Genomic DNA, 24,929 nt, shown 5'->3' with positions numbered 1-24,929 from the left:
TAAGGCATTCGGCTTTGTTCTCCAGCCCTTGGAACCGAAAGTAGGTGCTGCCGTTTCTTAGGAATCGTTCTCCAGCGTCAGCTCCCCGATCTTGGCATGTAGCGACTTCACATCGACTGCGGGCGCGGCCGGCGGCCCGCCCCCTGGTCCGAAAATCCCGGAAGCATTGCCCTCAAGCTGCGATTTCCACGCCGTAATCTGATTGGGGTGAACGTCAAAATGCTCGGCCAGTTGGGCTATGGTCCGATCGCCTTTGACGGCGGCAAGCGCTACCTTCGCCTTGAAAGCCGGAGTGTGGTTCCGGCGTGCTCGTCTGCTCATCGTCTCTCCTGATTCGCGGGCCTATCGTGCCCGTCGTCAGGCAGAAACTCCACTTAACGTCCTGTGCAGATTTCCGGAGCCGGCTCTGACCGCCGAGCTCGCACCGCTCTAACCGCCGGGTAGGGCAGGCCCTTGCGCGCAACTTACTTTCCTGACGCGCGGCAGCCGGGTCCCGGGTGGTTCAATGACCCAAAAATAGCAACCGATCTCGCTGTGGAGGTTGGCGAGGCGCGCAATTAGATACAAGGTCTCTTCCCCACCGAGCGCATTCCGTCTCTACGGTTGACACGCGTAACGATACGCCTGTGTCCTTCTTCTCAATATCTCGATCCAGAACGTCATTCCTCCGATTCTCGGCGATGTCTCCCAAGATGCTCCGATCGTAAAGAGCGGCTCCAGCCACTGGATCGCAAAGCCCTTTGCCGATGTTTTGTTTCGATCGATAGTGGCTGATTGGTCAAGAGAGGGAAGTACACGTGTTATGCGAGCAGTCAACTTAGAAATGACACCCATAATGAGAAATTAATCCTTGCCTTGGCTCGAAAGATTGGGGAGACTTTAATTGTTCGCGAGAAGCGATCGCGGCCAGTAAGAGGTAATTGGACGTGGCGCTTGAGGAGTTGGTGTCAGTTTCACGCGGTCTTGAAACGTAAGCCGTTCAATAGTCGAAATGATGACTACCACTAACGGGAGATCTGCATGGCAGCACTAAGTGTTTACACAAGGGGGGACGTTCTTGTGGCACAATTCAATCGCGAGAAGCATGTTAATCCACTCAACCGAGAGCTTGAGCGAGCCATCGTCGAGACTTGTCAGTCGGCCCAGGAAGAACCTGCCGTGAAGGCAATGGTTCTTACTGGCGGGGTGCACCGGTCCTTCTGCGTCGGCGACGATTTAAACGAAGCAAGCGAACTTAAAACGCTAGCCGACATTGAGGAGTTCATAGATCGCATAATAGCGTTATTCGTTGCGATTCTAAGCGTGACAAAACCTACCGTCGCGGGAATTGACGGATATGCCATAGGCGCCGGACTCGAGATGGCCCTTTGCTGCGATTGGCGTGTGGGAACACCAACAACGAAGGCGCTCGGTTGGGAGCTCAAGCATGGCCTGGCTTGCCCAATCGGCGCCTATTTGCTTGAGAGATCGCTTGGGCGCGCAGCGATGTCGGACATTGTCTTTGGCTGCGAAATTGTGCCAGTTGGATGGGCCGCAGAACACAAGCTTTTCAATGAGGTTGCCGATGCGAAGGATGTCGTCGAGAGGGCTATTTCGCGTGCTGCAGTCCTTGGCGCATCTCCGGACGTCACTTATCGGCAAACGAAGGAGTCTGTAAATCGCTCCCTTATTGCTGGGCTGTGGGAGCTCGCGCCTATCGCGAAGAATATTCATGCAGAGGGGTTCCTTAACAACTCCGCGCAGGCCCATTTTTCACGAGTTTTGCGGCGATGATGGCTGGAATTCAGAAGGAAGAAGCCTTGGCTCGCCGGTACATCGACACCAGCTGGCCCTTATCCCCCCATACGCCGTATCAGTGTCTTTCACATGCGGGCGGCCGATCTTGCACCCCTCGGCAGCCAGCAGGCCTCTTAGCTGCAGCCAGTCGAGACGCCGCATGATCGCGAGCCCGGCGTACCGGTCGCGGCAGGTAGTAAACCGTGCCGACGCCCGCCTGCCGGGTGATCTACAGATCATGCTCGCGGTCGATCATCGCTTTGCGCTCAGCAAAATCCGCCTTGGTGAGCGCTCCTTCCAAAAAATATGCGCGGCGCTGCGCTCCCCCTGTGGAATAGAAACGGACCGGCGCTAGATTGCTGACCGGAAAGGAGCGGCCGACACGATTTTGGTGGCAAGTGACCCCGTTAAAAAGCCTGGTCCATGGGGTTCTCGGGAAACTGACGAACAGCGCAGCCCAGTCCTTCCGCCGGCGTCAGCAGGAGGATTAGAAATGAACCCCAAAAGATCGAAGTCGAGGAACGAAGGTAAGATGCAGATTGTGCACCCGGACGCGGCTGCCATCGACGTCGGAGCGACTAGCTGCCGTGAGGGCAGATGGCGCACCAGAGCCAGTCCGCAGCTTCGGGGCCTTCACGGCTGGTGTACCCAGCGAGGCGGGCGGCTTTCAGAGTGTCGCGTCCGCCGTGCTCTACTTGAAATTTCGAGCGAGATCGGCGATCGCCGCTCCCAAAAGCACGGCCGATGTTTCAAGATCCAGCTCTGATATCTCAGCCTCGGCATAGCGAAGCAGGTCAAGAATGCCCATCAGCTGCTTCTGCCGTTTGCCGTCGACCGAATATTGATTGTCGTCCGCCGCAAACGCCCCTTTGTTGCCTCGCACAATTTGCCGGTACTGGAACTCGCCAGGCATCCCTTGAGCGGATGGCTTGAGAAAAATGGAAGAAGCATTATCGCTCATGTTGTGCAACGAGATAAGGGAAATTGGAATATTTCTCGTTGAGGGATTCTCAAGGACGCGCTTACAGGTTTTCAATGCGTCTGCGACTGGCGGGCCCGTAACGAGGATGAGATCCGGCTGATGTTCGAGGGCCAACGATATAGTGCGTTCGAATTCACCCGTAACCGCATGAATACGGGATTGACCGATGGCTTGCCGTAACTCCTTTAAGTAGGGTCTTGCGGCTGCTACGAGCGTCATTGGTGTGCGACGTTCTGTCGATAAAGGACGCTCAACGAAAGCTAAGCCGCCGGCTGGTAATTGATCGCATTTTGGCAATGCTTTTGGCAGGCGTGAACTGTTTTTCGGTCGTGCCATGTGCCGCCCCAATCTGAATTTTTCAACACCTGGCTCGCATACATCCATGGCGAGCTTTCACGATCTCTGATCTCACGAACCATCGTTTTCCGTGTATTACTACTCACAAATCGCGGTGCTTCGCGGCGCTTTAGATCTCGACCCGCACGCCAATCTATCTCGATGGAAGAATACAGGAAAAGGGAAAGGAGTCCCCTACCAATTCTGGAAGGGAGTGCGGCCGCCCTCGCTTTGCATATCGGCTCGGCGCGGCCGGACCATACATTCGGGTCTGGTTGTCGTAGGCGGTTTATGCTGGTGCGGTGGTCGGAGGGGAGCGCGTTGCTGGCCATCAATGGCGCTGCAGCTCACAACAAGCATGCTGCCATTATTGCTTCGGACCCGGCCTCCGGAGAAGAACACAGCTGGCTTAACTTTTCCCGGCCGCCCTTCGAGCTGGACGCTGTAGGAACTCGCTCGGCTCGACCTGAAGCACCGTTGAGAGCTTCACCAGAACCTCCAGACCGGCCCAGGTCGCCCCTTTCTCCAGCTTACTGATGTAGGTGCGATTGATGTCGGCTTCATACGCAAGCGTCTCCTGCGAGAAGCCACGCTCCCGCCGAATCCTCCGCAAGTTCGTCGCGACAACCTGGCGCCAGTCCATGCGCCGAACTGAGCGAGTTGCTGCTTATTGACCCACCGCTTTAAATCGACAAAATCGCCGCGGAATAGTAAAGATGCACGCGGGAGGGCCTTCAGGAAGGCACTTGCTGGCCAGCTGTACCCTTAGACTATGTGTGTTCCTTCTTATCTCTGTGGCCGGAGTTCCAATTGAGAACAGAGTTCTCGCCACCTAGCTGGATGCAGCCAAGACATCGACCAACGAGCCGGCCGCGTTTGCCCGCCAAACCCCACGCAATCCCTCGGGGCAAGCAAGATTCGAAGCTGCCGCATGCTAGACGCAAGCCTGCTGTTCATACTCCGACCGAAACGGACTGCGATCAAATGTACTCTGACGAAAGTCGCACTGAACGAAATTGAGGTGAACGACCGGTGTATCCGCCGCCGACCATCAATTGACGGTTCAGCAGGGGATATTCCTGCAGACCGCGACAATCGGTTCGCTACGAACGGGCTCTGAATACGGCTACCCTCGCCTAAATCGATGCTTCTCAATCTCGTAGGACTTTCAGCCAGTGCCGCCCGATCCCAAGATCGCAGATTCCGCGCCTAACGCGTCCCAGCTCACGTCGTACGACGAGCAACATGCCGTCACCTATATGCGTCTCCTGGATGCCGAGGCCGATAACGCCGATTGGCGCGAAGTTGTGCGCATTGTACTTGGTATTGATCCCACCCTGGATCCGGATCGCGCCCGCCGTACTTTTGAAAGTCATCTGGCTCGCGCCAAATGGGCGGCGCGTCACGGCTTTCGGCATCTCCTGCAGCGCGGTTGGCCGAACAGCGAGGAATGAATGCGTTCGAAACGGACGTCACTTCTGTTGATGTCCGATCGCAAAATTAGATCGTCCCATCGCGTAACTGCATTTAAGAGCGAATATCTGCATTTGTGCAACCATAAATGGTCACATTTGTCGGGCTGCAATTCCTTGCATGTGCGCTAAGAACATACGGGGAAAGTGGTACGATGCCAGGTGCTGACTGGAAATCAGAGGAAGCCTATCCTGACGCCAAGAAAGCAGAAGCTGTCGACATAGCCTGGGAATGGCTGCGCCGCAATTGCGAGTACCAAAGGGACTATATGGCCCTGGCCGCCAGCGAACGATCCAGCGCGACGACGGATCACTTCCGACAGCGATGGGGGCTGTCTTTTCGCAGCTGATCCGCAAAAGACGTTCGAGCAACAAGCCATTTTCTGGGCGCCTGAAGTGCTGTCGACCGTGCTGCCCGTGCGCGCAGCTGTCCGCTCGGCGGCGTCCAAACGGTATGACCTGGATTTCAGCAAACTAGCGGGTAGCGAGCTTCGTTGCGCGCCGGATGGATGGCATGCCGTCGTGGCGCTCGGAGGAGCGAAGCATCGCCTTTGGCTAGCAGAACTGCCACCGGTGGGCTCATCGGTTGCTGTCGACCTGCCGCTCGATCGCAATTTCGAGGTTCGTGTGCGGGCAGCTCATCGACTTTGGCTGGCGCTCGAACGGCGGCCCATCGGACCATCCCCTCTGACGCTGCCAATCTTGACCCGTCATCGGCTTATCCTCGCCTTGCGTGCAGTCGATGGGTCCTTGGAAGGAAACAGCTATCGCGAAATCGCGCAAGGCCTATTCGGCAAGCATCGTATTCCCGATCGCGGCTGGAAAACAGACCATCTCCGCAGCCGGACCATTCGCCTGGTCCGGGCGGGGCTGCGTCTCATGCGAGGCGGCTATCGCGCATTGCTCCGTCGCAACCGCAAAGGCAGGGGCGAGGCGTCCTGAGCTTTTGGTTGATGGAGCGGCCCTGATATCTCACAAGACGATTGTAGTCGGTCGGTTTGAAGGCGGAGGGTTCTAGCAAGGCGTGGTTAGCGTTTTGGACTGCGGGTTGGCCGCGGTACTCGCCTAAAAACGAGCCTCGCCGTCGATCGGGAAGGTCTGCACGTGCAAATGGACGTGGTAGCATTATTCAAAGCATCGATCGAACTTCTGCTCGGACCGAATACGCGGTTAGGCGGCTTCCGGAATTGCGGCCCTTTTGCAGAGCCGAGCGACCCATCGGCAAAAGGCACGAGCGATCTCGGGATTCTCACTTCGGTCCACAGCATACGCCCGATACTGCATGCCGCTTGAAGTGCGCGATCCTGGTATCACATGGAGCGCCCCTGTACGCACGAGATCGCTGACAATAATTTCAGGCGCCACCAGCAGGCATTTTCCGGTTATGACGGCCGGCAAAGCAAGGTAATTATGATCGTATCGCGCCCCCGACTTGATGTCCTTTGCGGAAAGGTTCATGGCCCTAAGCCATGTTGGCAGTATGTCGGGCCGCGATGTGATGTTCAGAATTGGCATCGAGCGGACAGTTGAGAGCGTTTTTTCCATGACGTGATTTGGAGAACCTACGCATACGAGCGTCTCATTGTAGATCGCCCAGTCGTCGGCCGGTTCAGCGATACAAAGATCGCGAGTGAGCAAGATGTCGAAATTGTCGGAGGATCTCGGCGGAGACAATGAACTGATCACATCGACGACTACGCCGCCCATCTCGGCAGAGAACGCCTGGAGATTCGGAATCAGAAAGGAGTATGCGAAGGTGGAAAGAGACGTGTGGACCACGATTCGATTAGCGTCCGTTCGGCTCCGACGCCGCATCCTCTTCGCGGTGAAACACACTGTGTCAAGCGGTTCGGCAACCGCGTTCGCGAAGAGCCTTCCGAATTCTGTCAATTCGCTCCGTCGGCCTCGCCGTTGGACAAGATCGGTGCCAAAGTAGTCTTGTAACACAGCCAAATAGCGGCTGACCGAGCTCTGTGTCGTTCCCAATGTGCTCGCTGCACGCGTTACGCTTCCCTCGCGCGCAATGGTCACAAACACCCGGATAGCGTTGAGGGGCACTTCATCGTGTTCGGCAGCCATTTTCTGCTCCGGTAGCTCCTGGAATGTCCACTGATTGTTACGGCGGGCCATTGCCGGAAATAAATACTCCATCACATTATTCGATGTGTGTAGCCGGATTGCCGCTTATAAACCATATCTCACGCGCAAAATCCACCTTCTTGCTACGGTTCGTGAGGTCTGGCCCGCAACTACCGATTCCCGTCGACGGTTTAAAGGGATCTCGAGGTGCCGCCAAGGGGGCTAACCGTTGATGTCCCAGTCGTCATCGAGGGCCGTCTAGACGACAGGCCCGCATCTTAAGATCGTTTATGATTGCGCCGGAGCAGAGCGCGGTCCTGAGTTCCTTCTCAAAACCTCGACAGCAGTATCAGTCGCAGCGTTCAGCGAAGGAAGCGAGCTTCAGCCGCCTTAACCTCGTGCATATTCTGGATTCTGAAGATCTCATCCACCGGCAGAATATCCTTGTAGACGTTCTGGACCCCGCGGTCAGCGATGATCCGGCGGAAGGTCTCCTGCATGGCGGTCGCAGCACGGATGCCGTAATTGCCATAGATCATCATGCTGACATTGCCCAACGTTTTGACTCCGCTTGGAGTCGAGGTCAGGGTAGGCGTTCGGCACGATCACCAGCGGCACCGCTCCGGTCCAAGCGCGCGAAAAGCTTTCGATCTCGGAAGGATTTGCCCTTTTCAAATGGATCAGGATCATGTCCGCGCCAGCCTCCGCATAAGCGTGCCGCCCGATGCAGGGCCTCCGCTTCGCCGAGGCTGGCAATCAAGGCTTCGGTGCGGGCGATGACGAGGAAATCCGGGTCCGATCTGGCCGTGATGGCGGCCTCGATCTTCCCCTGGAGCTCTTCAACGCGCAATAGGTGCTGACCGCCGTCGGCAACAAGGCTCGTTATTTTTGGAAAAGTCTTGTCCTCGATCACAACGGCGCTGGCGCCGGCCCGCTCATATTCCGTGATAGCGTGAATGACGTTAATCGCGTTGCCATAGCCCGTATCAATGTCCGCGACGATCGGCAGCCTCGTGCGTCCGGCGATCGCCCGCAGCATGTCGAGATGTTGTGTCATTGAGATGAGGCTCATGTAAGCCGGACGCCCACAGTCCGTCAAATCCGGCTTCTTCCGCGAGAATCGCCGAAAATGGGCTGTGGGCGGCCATGATGTGGACCAGGCCAGTCTCGGCCATGCGGGCGCGCAGGCTTTTGGCAGGGGACATCAGAAGATCTTTCAGGACAGGGTCGCGCAGGCGGCGATGATTCGGTCGCAGGCGCGGTTGAGGTCCTCGAGCGAGGAAGCATAGGAAATCCGGATATAGGGCGAGGCCATGAAGCCGCTGCCGGGCACGACAGCCACGGCGAAAGCGTCGAGCAAATACATCGCAAAGTCACTGTCTGTTTCGATCAGCTTGGCGTCCGGCGTGCGCTTGCCGATAACTCCCTTGCAGGAGGGGAAAACATAAAAGGCACCGTCCGGCACACGGCAAGCAAGCCCCTTGGCCTGGTTCAGCTTGGCGACGACAAGGTCGCGGCGCTCCAAAAACGCGCGTACGAACTCTTTGATATGGTCCCGCCTCCCTGACAGCGCCTCGAGCGCGGCATGTTGAGAAATCGAGCTCGTGTGCGAAGAGGTCTGGCCCTGGATGAGGTTCATGGCCTTGATTAGCGCCAGAGGTCCGGCACCATACCCGACGCGCCAACCGGTCATTGCGTCAGCTTTGGACCGTTGACTATTAAGGTGCGCTCGTAGAGATCCGGCGCGACTGCGGCCATTGTTGCGAAGTCGGCGTCGTAGGTGAGCTTTTCATAGATGTCGTCGGATAGCACATGCACATGGGTACGCTCGTGCAACACCGCAGCGAGCGCGAGCAAATCACCTCGGCTGTAGACTGCGCCGGTCGGATTGCATGGCGAATTCAACATCAACCATTTGGTGCGTGGCGTGATCGCCTTCTCCAGCGCCTGGGGGCGGAGCTTAAAGCCATCGAGTTCGCTGCAGGCGACGAGCACCGGCTTGCCGCCGGCCAGCGCCACCATGTCGGGATAGGAGACCCAGCATGGCGTTGGGATCACAACCTCGTCGCCCGGATCGAGGCTGGCAAATAGTGCGTTGAACACGACCTGCTTGGCGCCGCCGCCCACCGTGATCTGGTCAATACCGTAATCCAGGCCATGATCGCGACGGAGGCTCTCGCCGATCGCTGCCCGCAGTGGCTTGATTCCGGCGACCGCCGTGTATCTCGTCTGCCCGTCGCGGATGGCTCGGATGCCAGCTTCACAGATAGCGGACGGCGCGTCGAAATCCGGCTCACCCTGGCTGAGCGTAATCACATCGGCGCCCTGGTCGCGCAGCTCGGCGGCGCGAGAGTCATGACCTTGGTTTGAGAGGGACGGACGAGCTTGAGCCGTTCTGAAACGAGAGACAAGACACAATATCCTTCGCGTTCGAATGAGCGGTTTCGTGGGGGATCTATCCGAACGCGAACGACCAAACTAACCGGATGATCGCGGCTTTGGATAAAATCATCGAAGATTACGATAACTATATCGCTTTCTCGTGCGGCTCTGTTGGGCGTTCGCAGTGCGTTGCGTCTCAGCTCTCCTTCTTCATTAGCCTGCGCCAGGAGTGCCAACCATCGCATCTTCGCAAGCTTACATCGACTTATTCGATTAATGTCATCCTGCCGTAGCAGTTCAGGTTTTTAAGGTCGCACACAATCGCGAATATGCCTGATGACACAAGCGCCCAATTTCGGTGGTCCGCCAAGGTCAGTGCCGATCTTAGAATTCGCGGGCGTGGCATTCGTATGAATGGAAGTGGAAACGGAGACGGTGATGACCCATATCGATCTGACGCGACGGCAAGCCATCGCAGGCGCCGTTGCCGCAAGCGTGTTGGCCAGCACAGGCGCCGGCGCTGCTGGGAGTGAGCCTAAGACATTGACGCGTCGCCGCCTCAAAGTCGGCATGTCCGGATTTCCGCGGTCCTTCGACCCGGTCATCGCGACCGATACTGCCATTCGCCGGATCATGCCGCAGCTTTTCGATACGCTAATCACCTTCGACCGTGCCCATGATATGGCGCTACGGCCCGGCTTGGCCGAGCGTTGGGAGCGGATCAATGCGCAGTCACTGCGGCTGTTCTTGCGCAAGGGAGTGGCTTTCCATGACGGAACGCCTTTGACGGCCGAAGATGTCGCCTTTAGCCTTGGTCCTGACCACCTGCTGGGACCTGGACGCAGCGGAATGTCCGAGGCGCTTCAGTCGCTTGATCGGCTCGAGAAGGTCGAAATTGTCGATCCTTACACCGTCATGGTGCATGCCAAGGGCGGCGACGCGCTCCTCGATCAGCGCCTGGCTGCTTGGGGATCGGAGATCGTCAGTCAGCGCGCCTTCGTGGCGGCGGGCTCGCGGGAGCGCTGGACCACAGCCCCTATCGGAAGCGGTCCCTACAAGCTCGTTGAGCACAAGCTCGATATATTCGCGTCTCTTTGGCCGCCCACGATGCGTATTGGGGCGGGCGGCCGCCGTTCGATGGCATCGAATATCGCATCATTCCCGAACTTTCCGCGCGCGTGAACGGCCTGCTCGCCAGCGAGCTCGACATCGCCACTGACATTCCGCCGGACCAGTTCGCGAGCATCCAGAAGCGTGCTGATCTCGAGGTCGTGGGTGGTGCCGTACAGAATATCCGCTCGCTCGTCTTCGATCAGACCGATGCCATCTTGAAGGATGCGCGTGTTCGCCGCGCCATGAGCCTTGCGCTCGATCGCAAGCTGATCGTGCAGAGCTTGTGGGAGGACCGGCTCCCGATTCCGAATCGGCTACCAGCTGCCGAGCTACGGCGAAGGCTACATCCACGAATTTCCCTCCCTTGCCTATGATCCCGGCAAAGCCAAGGAGCTGCTGGCCAAAGCGGGCCACAGGGGAGAGCAGATCACCTATCGTCTGCTCAACAATTACTACCCCAATCAGGTCTCTGGTGCGCAGACCATGATCAAAGATGTGGCGTGCGATTGGCCTGAACGTCAAGATCCAGATGATGGAAAACTTCGCGCAAATTCAGCGCCAGCCGGTGCGTGCCATCTTTGATACGTCGAATACGGCGCTCTTTTTGGATCATCTCGGCCATCCCTGGCGTGAATTCGGTCCGAGCGGCACCCTGCCAAAGTCGATCGGAGTCTGGAGAAACGAGGAATATTTCGCGCTCGGGGCCAAGCTCCAGGATACCGTCGAGGCCGAACAGCGCCGGCCGATCATCCGTCGCATGCTCGAGATCATCAACGAGATCGATCCGCCTTGCGTGATCCTGCACGTCTCGGGCCAGTTCTATGGCAAGCGCCGCGATGTGCCATGGCTGCCGGGACTGACGCTTGACCTCAATTTCGGCCCGTTCAACAGAGCTCTGATCCGGACCTGATCGCGATGACGCACACCTTGAATCGACCATTATCCGACAGCAATCCGCCCTTGGAGCGAGCCCTCGGGCAGAGTGTCTTGGCGATGACCTGGTTTGACGACAATCTTGCCGCTGGCGATCATGCGATCCTGTTCAAGGTCTCGCAGTCGATTCGGGAGGACAGCCGCGTTGCCTGCGAGGCGCGGACGCTGCGCCGCATTCATCAAAGCGTGGCTCAGAACTGCGCCGACGATCTGACAGCGCGCCGGCCAATGATGGAGGGCCTTGAGATCGGATGCGAGGTCAAGCCTGCCGGAGGTGCCCGGCCCATGTTCGAAAGCTGCATGAACATCGGCCATTCCGAGGCGCATGGTACGATATCATCTCGGGAGCATTCGTGCTCTTTTGCCGAAGTTGTCCATGCCAGCAGTTCCAGGCGCGCGCATGCCTGTCGCACAATTGCCCCGCTGGGTAAGCACGCGTGCCGCCGATCGCCGAATGTCAGCGAAGTTGCCACTCGAGGATGCCGCTGTCGCATCGTTGCTCTCCTGCCGTGGCAAGGGCTTCGTTCAAACCGAGCTGATGCGGCCCCTTTGATGCGGGAAGGGCAGGGACCTCGCATGGAGGCGCTTCTTCAGATCGCAGGTTTGCGTGTCGCGTTCGACGGTGTGCCGACGCTGCGCGGATTCGATCTCACTCTCAGGCGTGGCGAATCGCTGGGCATGGTCGGCGAAAGCGGTTGCGGCAAATCCGTGACATGGCTTGCAGCGCTCGGTCTATTGACACGGCGTGCTAACATAACGGGCAGCGTACGCCTGGCCGGAGAGGAGCTGCTCCATGCGCCAGCCTCTCGCCTCGACAAGGTGCGCGGCGGGCAGATCGCCATCATCTTCCAGGACCCGGCGAGTGCGCTTAATCCTGTGCACACGGTGGGCAATCAGATCATCGAGGCCTTGCGGCTTCATCGCGGCATGGACCACCGCACGGCGCTTGCCGAGGCGCGACGTCTGCTCGACCAGGTCGGTATACCCGATGCCGCGCGCCGGCTTGGCGCCTATCCGCACCAATTATCCGGCGGGCAGAACCAGCGCGTTATGATCGCCATGGCCCTTGCAGGGCAACCCGACATCTTGATCGCTGATGAACCTACCACCGCCTTGGATGTCTCTATTCAAGCGCAGATTCTTGAGCTTCTGCGGCAGATCCAACGCGAGACAGGCATGGCGCTGGTCCTGATCTCGCATGATCTCGGCATCGTCAGTGAGATCTGTGAACGCGTACTGGTCCTTTACGGGGGGCACATCGTCGAAGACTTGCCCACCGACCGTCTCTTTGACCAACCTGCTCATCCATATACCAGAGGTCTTCTTGCGGCTCTTCCAAGTCTAGATGCGCCGCGGCAACGCCTCTTCCCCATTCCGGGGGGCGTGCCAAACGCAGCCGATTTTCCACCAGGCTGTCCTTTCGCTCCTCGTTGCGATCGGCGGATCGGACGCTGCAGTGAATGGGCGATTGAGATCGCCTCGCTGGATGGCGACATCAGACACAGGGCTGCCTGCTTGCATGTCACGAGCGAGGTGCCCACGGGCGAGGTCGTGGCTGCATGACCACGATTGCTCCGCCGATGCTCAAAGCTGATGGGCTTGTCCGTCGATATCGCTTGCCACAGGGCCTTTTCCAGCGTCCAGCGATGGTCCACGCGGTCAATGGGCTCTCGCTGCAGCTGGCTCGCGGCGAAACGCTCGGACTGGTAGGCGAATCCGGCTGTGGTAAGTCTACTGCGGGCCGGCTCCTGATCGGCCTGGACCGACCAGATGCCGGCTCGGTGACCTTCGGCGGACAAGCTTTGCCTGCTATCGGCGATATTCGATGGCGCCGGCTCAGGATGCGAATCCAAATGGTATTTCAGGATCCGCTAGGCGCGCTCGATCCCCGCCTGACGATCGGCGCGCAAATAGTCGAGCCGCTCGAAATTCATCGGCTTGGCAGCAAGTCGGAACGAAAGGGGCGGGTCAATGCGCTTCTCGCGGATGTGGGGCTTAGGGCCGATCACCTCAGGCGCTTTCCGCACGAGCTTTCAGGCGGCCAGCGCCAGCGTGCTGTCCTGGCCCGAGCGCTTGCGACCGATCCAGATCTCATTGTCTGCGACGAGCCAGTATCGGCGCTCGACGTCTCGATCCAGGCGCAAGTGATCAATCTTCTGCAGGATTTGCAGGCGCGGCGGCGCATGGCGATGATCTTCATCAGACATGATTTGCGAGTAGTCCGGCTGATCAGCGATCGAATTGCTGTGATGTATCTCGGCGCCATCGTCGAGGAAGGCGCCTCTGAGGCGGTTCTTCTGGATCCTTTGCATCCCTATTCGCGGGCGCTCTTTCCGCGGTGCCCAGGCCGGGGAGACATCGGTCTCGCACGATCCTGCAAGGAGATCCGCCCGATCCGGCTGCGCGACCGGGCGGCTGCGCATTCCATCCTCGCTGTCCGGTAGCGCTTCCACTTTGCGCGCGGTTCGCCCCTGAGCTCAGATCCGTTCCCGACGGGCGCCGCGTCGCCTGCCATCTGATCGGCGCTCGTGGTGCCGAACTCGACGAGGCATGATGGCTCGCTTCATCGTGGTCCGCTTGGCGCGCGCGTTGCTGACCATCGCAGTTGTGGTCACATTCGCATTCGTGGTGCTGCGCGCCGCTGGCGATCCCGCCCGTGCGTTACTGTCGCCGGAAACCCCGGCGGAAGCAGTCAAGGCCTTCCGAAAGGCTTGGGGGCTCGATGCGCCACTCTGGATGCAATACTTCAGATACCTCTTCGCGGTCGTTCATGGAGATCTCGGCCAATCGATGCGTGACGGGCGTTCCGCGATCACTGTGGTGGCCGAGCGCATTCCTGTCACGCTGATGCTGACCGCGCCGGCACTCATCCTCAACCTGTTGATCGGCATTCCGGCCGGCATCTACGCGGCCCTCAAACGAGATAGCATCGCGGATCGATTGGTGATGATGGTAGCGGTCGTGGGCTTCACCGTCCCATCTTTCGTGCTTGGCCTCGTGTTCGTACTGGCGTTCGCAGTCGAACTCCCCTGGTTCCCCTCGGGCGGCGCCGGCACTTGGCAGCATTTGGTGCTGCCTGTCGTCACCCTCGGTCTGGGCGGCGCAGCCGTTTTGGCCCGCTTCAGCCGCAGCGCCATGCTCGAGGTGCTTGGACAGCCCTACATCCGTGCCGCCAGCGCCAAGGGTGTGCCTTGGGCGAGAGTCGTGACCGGCCACGCTCTGCCCAACGGCGTGATAGCGGTGCTGACCATCGTCGGCTTCATGGTTGGCAATCTCATCGCGGGAACCGTGCTCGTCGAAAGCGTTTTTTCGTGGCCAGGCATTGGCAGCCTGCTGGTCGTCTCAGTTGCGAGTCGTGATTTGGCTGTCGTCCAATGCATCCTGCTCGTTGTAGCCGCCGCCATGATTACCACCAATGTCACGATCGATCTGCTCTATGGCGTGCTCGATCCACGTATGCGTGAGTTGCGCTCTGGGAGGCTATAATTGTCGAGCATTTCCGCAGATCGAGTTCTGCCGACTTCGAGGATGCGCAGATTGTGGTGGTGGCGCGACCGCGGGGTCGTAATAGCGGTTGGGTGGCTAGGCCTTATGCTTCTTGTCGCAATCTTCGCTCACCGCCTCGCCCCTTATGACTATGCAGCCCTCGACCTTCATCATCGCCTCGCTGCACCTCTTGGCCTCGGCGGAACCATGGCGCATCCCTTTGGTTCAGACGAACTCGGCCGGGACGTCCTGGCGCGCCTGGTCATATCCATCCGCATCAGCCTACTTATTGCCTTCGGAGCGACGTTGCTCGGCGCCGTCCTTGGCATCACGCTTGGCGTTTTGGCCGCTCACTTCCGCGGCTGGCTAGAGCAGGTCATCCTCCGTTGCGTGGATTTCCAGGCGAGCATGCCGTTTCTCGTTTTGGCGCTCGCGGTGCTTGCTTTATTCGGCAACTCTCTGCTCCTTTTCGTGGCGCTCATTGGTCTGCACGGATGGGAACGCTACGCGCGTGTCACCCGCGCGCTTGCCATGAGTTCCAACGAGCAAGCCTATGTAATCGCCGTACGCCAGCTTGGCGCAAGGCCATGGCGCGTCTACCTGCGCCACGTCATGCCGAACATCGCGTCGACCTTGATCGTCACCATGACGCTCGCGTTTCCGGACGTCATCTTGCTCGAGAGCGGCCTTAGCTTTCTTGGACTTGGAGTGCAGCCGCCGCTGACCTCGCTTGGCAATATGGTCGGCTACGGTCGTGACTATCTGACCCGTGCTCCTTGGATCCTTGTGCTCCCTTCGCTGGTCATCTCGCTCACCACTTTGTCGATTTCGCTCGTTGGCGATTGGCTACGCGATCGGATCGATAAGACATTATCATAGCCCTCCAGAACCCTGCTTTCGATCCCTCAGCCCCGCAACATCATGCCTTCCGACAAGCTGCAGCGATCTCGCGGCGGCCGCACGAATAGGGAAGGGCGCTTTATTGACCGGAGGCACGATGCCCAAGGTGGCCCGACCGGCTGGGCTTGATGGACCAGATGGGCATGTGAGTTGTTGCTCGCCGACGCCAAGATCGTGTTGCCAGCATTCGCGAGCGTGGCGATATCACCAATCGGCTGCATGAGCTAATCATGTGGTGACGTACACACGCACCATCATTGGCGTGAAGGCGAAACTTCAGAGCAGGCCATAATCTTCTGGCCTTGATGATGAGCTCGGGATAAAATGTCGGCAGCTGACGACGGCGCTGCGCGCGAGCATCACGTTTGGATTCTTGATTTTGAATCTGCGGCTGGCGGGACAATGGCAGAGCTTCATCTCTCTGGTCGGAGAACGAGAGAGGATACGGATCGCGCTGTTCGCGGGATCGGGAAGACGACCTAACCCGGGAGACCAGGCTTGTGACGCGACATACGATCGGTGCTGGGGGGTGAAGTCTCGCGCGTGCAGTTTGCACTGAGTCTAGGCCGTCTTAAGACCTGGCTACTCAATGACCAAAGGGTCGCGTTTGGCGATCTGATCGAGCACTGCCTGTCTCAAGCTCATACAGGCCGGAAGTCGGCTGGCAGAAAGAGCCGAGGTTCACTTTCGGCCTGTTTTTGGCGGGCCGATTCCCGGTGACCGCCACCTGCGACGCTCACTATGCCTCACCTGATCGGCAACGGACTCAACTTCAAGGTCGTTCCTTTGGCCTTCAGCGCGACCGGCAATAGTAAAGCTCCGTGGGGACCCCATAGTACTCACAAAGTATCGGCCAACGCAGCCTTAGCTCTGACCAAGCCATCTCGGCGCTGCAGTCGCGCTAAACCCGACAGAGGCGGCTGAGATTTTAGCTGCAGATACAGTGTGCCCACATTCTATCTGCTGAGGTGCTGCTATCAGGAACACGCAACAGGAGGAGCCAGAAAGCTCCGTCAAGCTCTCAATGGAATTTCTTCGGTCAGTCTCGATGAAGATCAGCGTTTGAGATGTTCGCGATCTGCTGTCGAAGTTGGCCGCAAGCGTCCGGCATCGCGTTTGTTTGAAATCCATTGCTCGGCTATCGAGGGAAACGAATGATTCTGTACCACTACACAACCGCCGTAGGTCTCCATGACATCGTGGCCAGCCGCTCGCTATGGACGTCACACTATCGCTTTCTCAACGATACATCGGAGTTTCTGCACGGCTGGAAGATCGTCCTCGACGCAATCGACCGTCGTGGCGCAGAGATCAGAGATATCTCATCGCTTGCCTGGCAGACGGTCGCACTCTTTCGTCAACATAGCAGAGAAATTCATGGCTTCGTCGGATCTCTGACATCTGAAGGCGATCTGCTCTCGCAATGGCGAGGCTACAATCGTGGACAAGGCTTCTCAATCGGCTTCAGTGCAGACTGGCTTTTGCAGAACGCTGCGCCCAGGACTTTGATATCACGCCGGTCCTCTATGACACAGAGCAACAGCGAGCGGCGGCTGACAAGGCGGTGACGCTGCTCATCAGACGCCTGGTGGAAGGAACGGATGAGCCGGAGGGCGCCCGCGCGCAAGTCAGGACCTGGTGGCCGCATGCGTTGAAGACTGCTCTTGTTCTCAAGAACCAACACTTCCAAGAGGAGCGGGAGTCGCGCCTGATTTGGGTTGGAGTTTCCTGGCCTGGCGACCTGAAGACACGTGTCTCACCAGCCGGACTTGTTCCTTACCGGGCTTGTCTGTTCGACAAAGTCGTCATCAACAATGCTGCTCTTCATCCCAATAATTGCGGCATCGAAGAAATCATCATCGGGCCCGCGTTGGGGCGACAGCAAACAATCGCCGTGGAAGCCCTGCTGACCACACATCGTATGCGCTTGACGATCAAGCGCTCGGAGATCCCTTATATTGCGGACTGAGCGGCTTGCGCTTCCCAGTCCGGGCGGCTTTCAAATGATCTGTAGTCTCCTGTCTCGCGCTCTTGAAGGCGTTCGATCTATGCGCGATAAGAAGCAAACAAACAAGACCGATTTCCAGATGGGTTTCCGATTTCGCCGTAGTTTTAAGATTGGCCCGGGCGTCCGCTTAGATCTAAGCGGCAGTGGAGCGAGCGTCTCGCTTGGCCCGCGCGGACTGCATTACACCATCGGGCCGCACGGCACGAGAACGACCGTCGGCCTGCCAGGCTCGGGGGTTTCGTGGACGTCCTATCAGCCATACGCATCGGTCGGCGCATCGCTGCCCCCTCTGCCGGAAGCGCCCAATTCCCCAACCCGTGAACCAATCGGCACTGTCATTGACAGTGCTTCGATCGTTGAACTCGTCGCCAACTCGACCATCGAGATTGCTCAGACCTTGGCAGTCGGCCGATCCCGCTGGCGCCGATACAAGATACTCATCGCGATATTGTCGGCGCTCTTCGCGGTCAGTGCCCTCATGCTCGCGGGTTCAGCTTCGGCCGCTCCTCCTGTTGCAGCCTTTGTCCTGACTGCTGGGGTGGTTCTTGTCCTCGGATCTCTGGCCATCCATTGCCGCGAAACGAGTACCGTGTCGCTTGTGTACGAGCTCTCAGCGGAGCAGTCAGCGCGAGGCCCTAACCCGCGCATTCCATGACTTGGCGGTTGTGGTCGCATATGGAATGTCCCTCTTGAGCGACAAGAAGCGGACTGGAAACGCAACGCGTGCGCCTCGAAGCTGATTCAAAGACACCAGATTTTGTTAGGCAGGGACAAGCCACCGCTGGTCAAAAGCAACGTCGATTTCCTGAAGTTGCCACTCGGAAAAGAGACGTTCTATCTGACACCTGACGCGATCGTGGTTACCGCCGGCAAGACTGTTGCCAGGTTCGGCTACGAAGACGTTGAATTCATGTTTCGAAGCGCTCGCTTTATCGAGGAAGAGACGCCGCCCGCCGACGCGACTGTCGTAGACCTGACCTGGCGCTACGTGAATCGTAAGGGCGGCCCGGACCGGCGCTTCAACAACACCCGGGAACTACCGATCTGCCTATATGGTGAAATCGATCTTCGCTCGTCCAACGGAGTGAACCAGCGGATCCAGTGTTCGCGCGTTGAAGCAGCCGAGAGATTTGTCGCATCCCTCGCTGCAATGTCTGCTTGAGAATGCGATCCCGATAAGCGCTTCGCACGGCGCTCCGATGCGCAGCGCTAATCGTGCGTCGGACAGAAAACGGCCTCAGCGGGCCGGGAGATTTGCTGAGTCGATGCTTCTCGCGCAAGCCAGAAGCTAATTCAGAAACGCCAAAGCTTGGCAGATTCCTCAGGGCTACCGATCAGCCGATGCGCAGATTTTCGGCGCTCGTCTTGCCCGAACGATCAGCCATCAGCTCGTAGCTGACCCGAACGCCTTCCGCGAGATTGGTGTAGCCGGCCTTCTCGACCGCGCTGATGTGAACGAAGATGCCAGCTCCCCCGTCTTCTGGCTCGTGAAGCCGTATCTCTTGGCCGCGTTGAACCACTTCACAGTCCCCAATGCCATTGCATTATTTCCAAACTGAAGTTCCGCGATCTAATCGAAGAACTGCCTGACCATAAGGACGTCCGCGCGACCCCTCGCGTTGAGCGCCCGTCACGCGTCTACAACCGTTTACGCCTAGGACGTTTTCTGCGGGCGATCGGTCGTGGCGGCGCAGCCGGCAATGGCTGTCGCTCATCGCCAGCTGGCTCATCGGCCTGTGCCTCGGGCTGGCCTTGCGCCGCACATCGATCGAGCTTCTCAAGGGCCTCGAGGACCGTCCATCCCTCCTCAGTGATGGTCCAGTATCCCACCTCCCGGTCGATGAGCTTTTGTCCGAAGATATCGAGGTTCGGCTCGCGGCTCGCGATGCGCTTCATGCGCGCTGGCCACTCGGGTCCGCTGGTGTAAAAGATGGCCAAGTGCTGTTTGACGACTTCAAGAGCGGCTCGGCCGCCGGGCTGGCCTGCAAGTATCTTCAGTATGGATAGCGGAAAGCTCACATGCACACGAAAAGATTCAAGGAACTCCCGACGATACCGGCGCTAGCCACGGCCGGGTAGCGCACATTAGCGCTTTCAAACGAAAACCTTGCCGGATAAGGCTAACGAGGCAGCACAGTACCGCATTCATATGCAGCCTTTCCTGGACAACCCTGCGCAAGGCCCAGGAAGGGGAAGTCACGATCGACGTCTATGGCTTCCTAACTTGTGCCACCAATGTCGAGAGCACTTCATTTTCCAAGGTGCCAAGACTGGGATCGAGGCCACGCAGCTCATCAATGTGATTGCATATCGATATCTGTGATCCAGTCGAGCAAACGAGTCAATCCCGCTAGGTCCTCCTAACGGATGAAATCACGCTCGCCTTGTGGTCGCATCGCCGCCTTCCCGCGGGTGAGCGGGCGATGCCGCTTGTCTTGTTTGCGACGTGCTGTCGATCTCCCGACAAGTCCGCTTGCAGAAGAGCGAGCATCTATTCAATCCGTCGCAGTTGGCATGGGCTTTGAAGAGTGAGAGGGGCTTTGAAGAGTGAGATCCCATCGATTGCTCAGGAGTGCAGGGATGGCTTGCGTGATGATAAGTCTTCAGTTCGTGGCATAGATCGGGTCCGCTTCGGGCCTCCAATCTTTGGCATCAACGCAGTGGCCTGCGCATGAATCGCCTCCATGATCGACCTGGCTCCATCCCGATGCGCGGCGCTACCATTGCACGATTGCGGTGATTGGCCAATTCTGGCGCGGCATTTGCAACCTCTCCTTGGCGCTTATCGCATGTGAAAATCGGCGCCGCGCTGGTCGAAGCCCAGCGGCCAAGCCGTGGTCCGTTTTTGCGTCTAAACGTGCGGTCGCACGAGGCTGCCCGCGAGCAGCATCGCAGGCTGACCGCGAATTCACGTCAGAACGTAATACTCCCGTGAAAGAAGCGGAAGTTCGTTCGCCGACGCAAACGGCGGCCTGATGATATGGACAAGATAGCCAACACAAAGCCGGCATTAATCTCGCGACCAGAAGGGACGAGACGGGCGGCTATCCGTAGCTTCTCTATCGAGCTCGGCGAAACCGCGAAGCTCGCGTTGCCAATGGTGCTGACGCAGGTTGCGCAGGTTGCGATGATGACGACTGATCTTGCCTTCATCGGGCGTATCAGCGCTGAGGCGCTCGCCGCGGCAGCGCTGGCAGGCCGGCTCTATCTCATTAGCGTCACATTCGGCGTGGGACTACTAAGTGCCATTGCGCCTTTGGCGGCGCGGGCGTTTGGGGAAAATAATCTAGGCGCGGTACAGCGCTCGCTGCGCATGGGCCTATGGCTGGCCCTGATCCTGTCATTCCCGATCATTGCTGTGGCGCTGCGAGCAGAGCAAATACTGCTTGCCTTGGGCCAGACCCCAGATGTGGCGCAGCTCGCCCAGCAATACCTCTTCGGATTAGCCCTCGGCACGGCTCCGGCACTGGCGTTTTTGGCTATCCGCAATTTCATGGGTGGGGTCAATCGGCCACAGCCAGTCTTCTGGATTACGCTATCCGCCATCCCCCTCAATGCGTTGTTGGTCTATATTTTGGCCTATGGGAAGCTTGGGCTGCCCCGGTTGGAGCTGTTCGGGGCAGGTCTTGCGACCACGCTGGTCAACTGCGGCATGTTTTTGGCGGGCTTGTGGTTCGCTGCACTGCGCCGGCCGTTCCGTGAGTACCATGTGCTTGCGGATCTCTGGCGTTTCGATTGGCGCGCAATGCGGCAGCTCATCGCATTTGGGACGCCGATCTCCATCGCTTCATCGATCGAGTCGGGACTATTTGTAGCCACGTCGCTCGTTGCGGGCTCGATCAGCAACAGCGCACTGGCCGCTCACCAGATTGTTGTTCAGGTTTCCTCGACCCTGTTTATGATTTATCTCGGCATTGGGACGGCCGCTGCCATGCGCGTTGGCCATGCCGCCGGCCGCGACGACCGTGCAGGCGTCAAGCGGGCGAATCTGGCGGCGATGTTGCTCGGTATGGTCATAGCTACAACGCTAACGCTTACGTTGATCACCGTGCGTTTTGAGATCGTGGAGCTGTTTCTGGGCAGAGCGGCTCGCGATTCGGAGGCAACGATCAGCCTCGCTGCAACGCTCCTCATCGTCGGCGCAACCCTCTTTATCACTGACGCCGCCCAGTGCATTACGGCAGGCGGCCTGCGCGGGCTGAAGGACACGCGGGTGCCGCTGCTGTTTGCGACTATTGCTTGGTGGCCGATCGGCTTTTCCCTCAGCTATTGGCTCAGTCTGAAGATCGGTTTGGGCGCCGTCGGTATATGGATTGGCTTGTCGACCGGATTCACAATCTATGCGGCGATCCTCGTGCTGCGGTTCCGCCACTTAGCAAATCGCCCTCTCTGATGCGCGCGCATCACTGATGCCCGCGGCGACGATATGCCCGGGTGCTTGCCCGTGCGGTTGTGACCGGGGCGAACGCAAGTCGGACTGAAAATTGAAGGTTTCGCGTCACGGCGCGACTGCAAGGATAACATAACAAGAGATAGTAACTCGACTAGCATCATAATTTTCGATCATTTCATTTCAAAAACGATAGCCAAAGTGGTTAGCTCGTTTGAGTGCGAGTAGGAATCCTCAAGGCGTCCCTGGCGATTTGCAGGCTTTCCAACATGTCACTCCTGCCAGAATGGCTCAACGGATCCCTCCCTTCGAGAGCAACGCCGGCAAATCGAGCAGCCCAGCGGCGCGCACCCGGCGTCGATACGATCACGCTTAGTCAGGGCATATCAATTTTCGAGACGCCGACCGGTGTCTGCGAGCGCCACAGCTGTGAAATGCCAAGCACACGAGATGCATCGCATTCGCAGGAAGCAAGCCGCCAGGCGAAACGATCCGCCGGCAGCATCAGTAACGCTTCCTGGCTCAATCGCGACGTCGACCAGACCAGGATCGGCTAGGGCTGCCGAGCAGCTTCTCCTGGACGCGGCATTTGCTACCCTTGCTTGCGAGGCCATGCTATCGACGTTGCTGGACATCCTACCTGACGTCCTCGCCGGAATTGGGCGATCCTCGGGGCCTGTGATGAATTCCGTGGCTTCACGCTGTGCCCGCAGAGGTGCATCAGGCGATCATGATCAGACCAAACCACTGACCCCGCAGCCTCCGTTCAAGACAAGCCGGGCCGATCTACAGCTGAGGAGAGCTGCTGGCGCTCGCACGCCGCTAATCCCGGCTCGGGAGCGGCCGTCGCGCTGGCCGGGCTTTGGTCAGCATGGCTGAGAGCGCCATACCCGCATTGCGCTCGCGCTAGCGATCAGCCTCGGCTCCAAGTCGATGGCGCTGGGCTGCGCCAGCCAGGTCCTGGTCGCTCCCGGTCCGCTACGTTCCAGCTAGACGAAAGCTTTACATGTTCGACCGACCGAACCGGGATCGGGTTCTCATCGTGCTGTTCGATGGGCTTCGACCCGATCTCGTCAAACCATCATTGACGCCGAATCTGGTCAGGCTGCAGCGCCGCGGTGCGGTGCTGGCCAGGCAGCGCACCGTCTCGCCCAGCGAAACGCGAATAGCGCTCACGAGCCTCGTCACTGGCGCGACGCCGGATCGCCACGGCATTATTGAGATCAATATCTCGACAGGCAGTCGCCCATACCGCGCTCTGTCGACACGAGCGACGCGCGCCTGATCGAGCACCTTGAAGCCGCGAGCGAGGGCCATCTAGTCGGTGTGCCATCACTTGGTGAGATCCTCGCGGCGAACGGCAGGACCTTCTCAGTCCTCGCTTCCAACTCGGCGGGGGCAACGCGCCTGCTGAACCATAAAGCTCGAAAGCTCGGACAAGTGACGCTCTCCGGCCACTTCCCTTGCATCGCGACCTCCGCCGAGATGCTCAGACGAGTGGAGACCCTGCTGGCGCCGACGCCTGCGCCGCCGCCCGCCGGCAACCCAGATCTTGCCTCTCAAGCCTTCCTGCCTTCAGCGTTCCTCGACGTAATCTGGCCTCAAATTCGGCCCGACCTCGCAATCCTCTCCTTCCGCTGCTGGTCTCGTATATCTTTTCAATCGTGCGAGGTACGTCCTGTCCATCATCGATAAAGATCTCTGCGAGCGCACGACCGGTCATCGTTGCCCGTCGCGAAAGGCCCAGAAGACCGAGCACTGTCGGCGCAATGTCGCAAATGCCTGAGGGAACTTGCGAGACGAAGTCGTTTTTCGATCAGCGGTCCCGCCAAAATGCCGACCGACGACATCTCATTGGCATGCCACCCGCCGTGCACTCCGAAGCCGACCGCCCCATCCGCACTCCAGGTGCGGCCCATAAGGCCAAATGGATCGAGACTATCCGACCGGAACGAGAACAGAATGTCCGCCGATCGGGCATAGTCGGCGAACACCAAATGGCGGGCAAAGCTGCCCGCCGCAATGCCATAGGCCGCGCCACCCGCGGTAAACACCGGACCACACCAGGGCCGCTCGATCATCGATCCTACTGTGCGGCGGATAACGGCGTCCGATGGCTCGGCGAGGTAAATTGCTCCGACTTGGCCAGGTATGACGATGGCATCGATGCCGGCCGCCGGTGCCGGGCCGCAGCGCAGCCCGGCAGCCTCGAGCGTCTCAAATAGATCGGCCCGCGCATGCACCGTCACATGTCCATGATCGGAGGCGGCGATCAGGTGCACGCCAAGGGAGACGTCCTCAGCCTCCCACCCATCGAGCACGCGGCGCAACTGCCGATCGACAAAGCTGATCGCTGCCATCGTCTTTGGCGCGCCAGTCCCACAATCGTGCGAGGAAATATCGGGCTCCCGGGTGCATACCGGCAGCACCTTCGTCGTGTGCAGGTCGGTGAGGCAGTCTATGTTGATTTTGCTGGCGTCGTGGGGCGTCCCAACACCTGACATAACTCAAGCTCGATCTGCGTCCCGCAAGGGCCGGTCTGCTGTCATCGATGGTGAAATTCGTCGAAAAATTCGATGGAGCGCCAAATTTAAGCGCTGGCTTGAGAGTCATTGCACAAATTCAAACCTCCATGTTTGCTACCACATACGAACAAATGCACCCATCTCCGTCGGGGACCAATTTATGTCGAAAGTTTCACCATTTCATTCAACGAAGCCTGGTGCGCGAAGCGTCTATCACGACAACGACAAGTGTACCGAGGGCAATAACATCGAACGGCAGAATCTCGCCTCCGGCACCGGAGGGCGGCCGCGCTGGGAACATTGCGGCCGCCTAGCCTAGCATTACAGTTGCCTTTTTTGCGCGCTTCTGAATCCATGGGCAACCATGATTCGAATGTCGTGGACGCGGGCCGCGTCGGTTGAGGAGACGCTTGCGTTGTGGGCGGCGTCGCTTCGAGAGATCAAGCAGCGGATACGTCCGTTGTTCACGCAAGAGCGTGTGGCGACGAATGCAGGCCTGTTCCTGGAAGGTCTGCTCGGAGATGAGCAGCGCAAGACCGGTTGGATG

The 24,929-nt window shown here is 58.7% G+C and carries 25 protein-coding genes and 5 pseudogenes; 18 read left to right on the top strand and 12 right to left on the bottom strand.

All coding sequences use genetic code 11. The annotated features are described in order from the left end of the window. Positions 1-63: 63 nt before the first annotated feature. Positions 64-321, bottom strand: a pseudogene (locus tag IVB48_RS35135) (transposase); the annotation flags it as partial. Between the two features lie 699 nt (positions 322-1,020). Here IVB48_RS35135 and IVB48_RS35130 point away from each other — a divergent pair. Continuing rightward, positions 1,021-1,773, top strand: a complete 753-nt coding sequence (locus IVB48_RS35130) for an enoyl-CoA hydratase/isomerase family protein (RefSeq protein ID WP_247407487.1) — start codon at positions 1,021-1,023, stop codon at positions 1,771-1,773. Positions 1,774-1,860: 87 nt separating this feature from the next. Here IVB48_RS35130 and IVB48_RS35125 read toward each other — a convergent pair. The 3 genes and pseudogenes from IVB48_RS35125 to IVB48_RS35115 all read right to left on the bottom strand — a co-directional run. After that, positions 1,861-2,139, bottom strand: a pseudogene (locus IVB48_RS35125) (IS3 family transposase); the annotation flags it as partial. A 328-nt stretch (positions 2,140-2,467) separates the two neighbouring features. After that, a complete protein-coding gene (locus tag IVB48_RS35120; protein ID WP_247407485.1) occupies positions 2,468-3,094 on the bottom strand; it encodes a hypothetical protein in 627 nt (208 codons plus the stop codon). 409 nt (positions 3,095-3,503) lie between these two features. Beyond that, positions 3,504-3,737: a helix-turn-helix transcriptional regulator gene (locus tag IVB48_RS35115; RefSeq protein WP_247407483.1), complete on the bottom strand. Its 234-nt coding sequence runs from the start codon at positions 3,735-3,737 to the stop codon at positions 3,504-3,506. Positions 3,738-4,269: 532 nt separating this feature from the next. Between IVB48_RS35115 and IVB48_RS35110 the strand changes: the two genes are divergently transcribed. From IVB48_RS35110 to IVB48_RS35100, 3 genes are all read left to right on the top strand, one after another. Continuing rightward, complete coding sequence (locus tag IVB48_RS35110) at positions 4,270-4,548, top strand: DUF2285 domain-containing protein (RefSeq protein ID WP_247407481.1); 279 nt, start codon at positions 4,270-4,272, stop codon at positions 4,546-4,548. A 173-nt stretch (positions 4,549-4,721) separates the two neighbouring features. Further along, entirely contained in the window at positions 4,722-4,916 is a 195-nt protein-coding gene (locus IVB48_RS35105) for a DUF6499 domain-containing protein (protein ID WP_247407479.1), read from the top strand. Between the two features lie 46 nt (positions 4,917-4,962). Next, a complete protein-coding gene (locus IVB48_RS35100) occupies positions 4,963-5,508 on the top strand; it encodes a DUF2285 domain-containing protein (RefSeq protein WP_346659029.1) in 546 nt (181 codons plus the stop codon). 228 nt (positions 5,509-5,736) lie between these two features. Here the strand turns inward: IVB48_RS35100 and IVB48_RS35095 are convergent, their stop codons facing one another. The 5 genes from IVB48_RS35095 to IVB48_RS41485 all read right to left on the bottom strand — a co-directional run bounded on the left by IVB48_RS35095 (position 5,737) and on the right by IVB48_RS41485 (position 8,961). Then, positions 5,737-6,645 carry a LysR family transcriptional regulator gene (locus IVB48_RS35095; protein ID WP_247407492.1) on the bottom strand — a complete coding sequence of 303 codons (909 nt, stop codon included), beginning with the start codon at positions 6,643-6,645 and terminating at the stop codon, positions 5,737-5,739. 362 nt (positions 6,646-7,007) lie between these two features. Then, a complete protein-coding gene (locus tag IVB48_RS35090; RefSeq protein WP_247407496.1) occupies positions 7,008-7,202 on the bottom strand; it encodes a hypothetical protein in 195 nt (64 codons plus the stop codon). A 26-nt stretch (positions 7,203-7,228) separates the two neighbouring features. Beyond that, positions 7,229-7,717 carry an isocitrate lyase/phosphoenolpyruvate mutase family protein gene (locus IVB48_RS35085; protein ID WP_253075335.1) on the bottom strand — a complete coding sequence of 163 codons (489 nt, stop codon included), beginning with the start codon at positions 7,715-7,717 and terminating at the stop codon, positions 7,229-7,231. A gap of 144 nt (positions 7,718-7,861) precedes the next feature. Then, complete coding sequence (locus IVB48_RS41490; RefSeq protein WP_346659028.1) at positions 7,862-8,338, bottom strand: aminotransferase class I/II-fold pyridoxal phosphate-dependent enzyme; 477 nt, start codon at positions 8,336-8,338, stop codon at positions 7,862-7,864. Then, on the bottom strand, positions 8,335-8,961 hold the full coding sequence (locus IVB48_RS41485) for an aminotransferase class I/II-fold pyridoxal phosphate-dependent enzyme (RefSeq protein ID WP_346659027.1): 627 nt from the start codon (positions 8,959-8,961) through the stop codon (positions 8,335-8,337). The genes IVB48_RS41490 and IVB48_RS41485 overlap by 4 nt, the downstream gene beginning before the upstream one ends. 504 nt (positions 8,962-9,465) lie before the next feature. On the opposite strand from IVB48_RS41485, the gene IVB48_RS41045 reads away from it, so the two are divergent. From IVB48_RS41045 to IVB48_RS35030, 11 genes and pseudogenes are all read left to right on the top strand, one after another. Continuing rightward, complete coding sequence (locus tag IVB48_RS41045; protein ID WP_253075334.1) at positions 9,466-10,209, top strand: ABC transporter substrate-binding protein; 744 nt, start codon at positions 9,466-9,468, stop codon at positions 10,207-10,209. Continuing rightward, entirely contained in the window at positions 10,122-10,514 is a 393-nt protein-coding gene (locus IVB48_RS41040; protein WP_253075333.1) for an ABC transporter substrate-binding protein, read from the top strand. Before IVB48_RS41045 ends, IVB48_RS41040 begins: the two co-directional genes overlap by 88 nt. A gap of 119 nt (positions 10,515-10,633) precedes the next feature. After that, complete coding sequence (locus IVB48_RS35070; RefSeq protein ID WP_247407476.1) at positions 10,634-11,050, top strand: hypothetical protein; 417 nt, start codon at positions 10,634-10,636, stop codon at positions 11,048-11,050. A gap of 599 nt (positions 11,051-11,649) precedes the next feature. Then, entirely contained in the window at positions 11,650-12,636 is a 987-nt protein-coding gene (locus tag IVB48_RS35065) for an ABC transporter ATP-binding protein (protein WP_247407491.1), read from the top strand. After that, a pseudogene (locus IVB48_RS35060) lies at positions 12,633-13,627 on the top strand (oligopeptide/dipeptide ABC transporter ATP-binding protein). The gene IVB48_RS35065 and the pseudogene IVB48_RS35060 overlap by 4 nt, the downstream one beginning before the upstream one ends. Beyond that, positions 13,627-14,559 carry an ABC transporter permease gene (locus tag IVB48_RS35055; RefSeq protein ID WP_247407474.1) on the top strand — a complete coding sequence of 311 codons (933 nt, stop codon included), beginning with the start codon at positions 13,627-13,629 and terminating at the stop codon, positions 14,557-14,559. The pseudogene IVB48_RS35060 and the gene IVB48_RS35055 overlap by 1 nt, the downstream one beginning before the upstream one ends. A gap of 42 nt (positions 14,560-14,601) precedes the next feature. Next, complete coding sequence (locus tag IVB48_RS35050; RefSeq protein ID WP_247407489.1) at positions 14,602-15,438, top strand: ABC transporter permease; 837 nt, start codon at positions 14,602-14,604, stop codon at positions 15,436-15,438. Positions 15,439-16,613: 1,175 nt separating this feature from the next. Next, a complete protein-coding gene (locus tag IVB48_RS35045; protein WP_247407473.1) occupies positions 16,614-17,027 on the top strand; it encodes a hypothetical protein in 414 nt (137 codons plus the stop codon). Then, a complete protein-coding gene (locus IVB48_RS35040; protein ID WP_247407471.1) occupies positions 17,024-17,428 on the top strand; it encodes a hypothetical protein in 405 nt (134 codons plus the stop codon). Before IVB48_RS35045 ends, IVB48_RS35040 begins: the two co-directional genes overlap by 4 nt. A 79-nt stretch (positions 17,429-17,507) precedes the next feature. Continuing rightward, the gene (locus IVB48_RS35035; RefSeq protein WP_247407469.1) at positions 17,508-18,122 is read left to right on the top strand and encodes a DUF4236 domain-containing protein; all 615 of its coding nucleotides are present in this window, start codon (positions 17,508-17,510) and stop codon (positions 18,120-18,122) included. A gap of 102 nt (positions 18,123-18,224) precedes the next feature. Further along, positions 18,225-18,629: a hypothetical protein gene (locus IVB48_RS35030; protein WP_247407467.1), complete on the top strand. Its 405-nt coding sequence runs from the start codon at positions 18,225-18,227 to the stop codon at positions 18,627-18,629. A 172-nt stretch (positions 18,630-18,801) separates the two neighbouring features. Here IVB48_RS35030 and IVB48_RS35025 read toward each other — a convergent pair. Both IVB48_RS35025 and IVB48_RS35020 read right to left on the bottom strand, forming a co-directional pair. Further along, positions 18,802-19,007: pseudogene (locus IVB48_RS35025) on the bottom strand (cold-shock protein). A 98-nt stretch (positions 19,008-19,105) separates the two neighbouring features. Continuing rightward, a complete protein-coding gene (locus IVB48_RS35020) occupies positions 19,106-19,363 on the bottom strand; it encodes a hypothetical protein (protein ID WP_247407465.1) in 258 nt (85 codons plus the stop codon). Positions 19,364-20,447: 1,084 nt separating this feature from the next. Between IVB48_RS35020 and IVB48_RS35015 the strand changes: the two genes are divergently transcribed. Both IVB48_RS35015 and IVB48_RS35010 read left to right on the top strand, forming a co-directional pair. Continuing rightward, positions 20,448-21,860 carry an MATE family efflux transporter gene (locus tag IVB48_RS35015; protein ID WP_247407464.1) on the top strand — a complete coding sequence of 471 codons (1,413 nt, stop codon included), beginning with the start codon at positions 20,448-20,450 and terminating at the stop codon, positions 21,858-21,860. A gap of 1,003 nt (positions 21,861-22,863) precedes the next feature. Continuing rightward, the gene (locus IVB48_RS35010; RefSeq protein ID WP_247407462.1) at positions 22,864-23,142 is read left to right on the top strand and encodes an alkaline phosphatase family protein; all 279 of its coding nucleotides are present in this window, start codon (positions 22,864-22,866) and stop codon (positions 23,140-23,142) included. 400 nt (positions 23,143-23,542) lie between these two features. Here the strand turns inward: IVB48_RS35010 and IVB48_RS35005 are convergent, their stop codons facing one another. After that, positions 23,543-24,361, bottom strand: a complete 819-nt coding sequence (locus IVB48_RS35005) for an alkaline phosphatase family protein (RefSeq protein ID WP_247407460.1) — start codon at positions 24,359-24,361, stop codon at positions 23,543-23,545. A gap of 385 nt (positions 24,362-24,746) precedes the next feature. On the opposite strand from IVB48_RS35005, the pseudogene IVB48_RS35000 reads away from it, so the two are divergent. Continuing rightward, positions 24,747-24,929, top strand: a pseudogene (locus IVB48_RS35000) (IS701 family transposase); the annotation flags it as partial.

Origin of the sequence: Bradyrhizobium sp. 76 (assembly GCF_023073025.1) — a bacterium.
In the GTDB taxonomy this organism is placed as follows: domain Bacteria; phylum Pseudomonadota; class Alphaproteobacteria; order Rhizobiales; family Xanthobacteraceae; genus Bradyrhizobium.
This window is presented reverse-complemented; position numbering and strand designations above follow the sequence as displayed.

Excerpts from the sequence above, each read along its gene's own strand:
- IVB48_RS35130 (WP_247407487.1), top strand. The coding sequence starts at position 1,021 with ATGGCAGCACTAAGTGTTTACACAAGGGGGGACGTTCTTGTGGCACAA.
- IVB48_RS35120 (WP_247407485.1), bottom strand. The coding sequence starts at position 3,094 with ATGGCACGACCGAAAAACAGTTCACGCCTGCCAAAAGCATTGCCAAAA.
- IVB48_RS35115 (WP_247407483.1), bottom strand. The coding sequence starts at position 3,737 with ATGGACTGGCGCCAGGTTGTCGCGACGAACTTGCGGAGGATTCGGCGG.
- IVB48_RS35105 (WP_247407479.1), top strand. The coding sequence starts at position 4,722 with ATGCCAGGTGCTGACTGGAAATCAGAGGAAGCCTATCCTGACGCCAAG.
- IVB48_RS35095 (WP_247407492.1), bottom strand. The coding sequence starts at position 6,645 with ATGGCTGCCGAACACGATGAAGTGCCCCTCAACGCTATCCGGGTGTTT.
- IVB48_RS35085 (WP_253075335.1), bottom strand. The coding sequence starts at position 7,717 with ATGAGCCTCATCTCAATGACACAACATCTCGACATGCTGCGGGCGATC.
- IVB48_RS41490 (WP_346659028.1), bottom strand. The coding sequence starts at position 8,338 with ATGACCGGTTGGCGCGTCGGGTATGGTGCCGGACCTCTGGCGCTAATC.
- IVB48_RS41045 (WP_253075334.1), top strand. The coding sequence starts at position 9,466 with ATGACCCATATCGATCTGACGCGACGGCAAGCCATCGCAGGCGCCGTT.
- IVB48_RS35070 (WP_247407476.1), top strand. The coding sequence starts at position 10,634 with ATGTGGCGTGCGATTGGCCTGAACGTCAAGATCCAGATGATGGAAAAC.
- IVB48_RS35065 (WP_247407491.1), top strand. The coding sequence starts at position 11,650 with ATGGAGGCGCTTCTTCAGATCGCAGGTTTGCGTGTCGCGTTCGACGGT.
- IVB48_RS35055 (WP_247407474.1), top strand. The coding sequence starts at position 13,627 with ATGGCTCGCTTCATCGTGGTCCGCTTGGCGCGCGCGTTGCTGACCATC.
- IVB48_RS35050 (WP_247407489.1), top strand. The coding sequence starts at position 14,602 with ATGCGCAGATTGTGGTGGTGGCGCGACCGCGGGGTCGTAATAGCGGTT.
- IVB48_RS35045 (WP_247407473.1), top strand. The coding sequence starts at position 16,614 with ATGATTCTGTACCACTACACAACCGCCGTAGGTCTCCATGACATCGTG.
- IVB48_RS35035 (WP_247407469.1), top strand. The coding sequence starts at position 17,508 with ATGCGCGATAAGAAGCAAACAAACAAGACCGATTTCCAGATGGGTTTC.
- IVB48_RS35020 (WP_247407465.1), bottom strand. The coding sequence starts at position 19,363 with ATGAAGCGCATCGCGAGCCGCGAGCCGAACCTCGATATCTTCGGACAA.
- IVB48_RS35015 (WP_247407464.1), top strand. The coding sequence starts at position 20,448 with ATGGACAAGATAGCCAACACAAAGCCGGCATTAATCTCGCGACCAGAA.
- IVB48_RS35010 (WP_247407462.1), top strand. The coding sequence starts at position 22,864 with ATGTTCGACCGACCGAACCGGGATCGGGTTCTCATCGTGCTGTTCGAT.
- IVB48_RS35005 (WP_247407460.1), bottom strand. The coding sequence starts at position 24,361 with ATGTCAGGTGTTGGGACGCCCCACGACGCCAGCAAAATCAACATAGAC.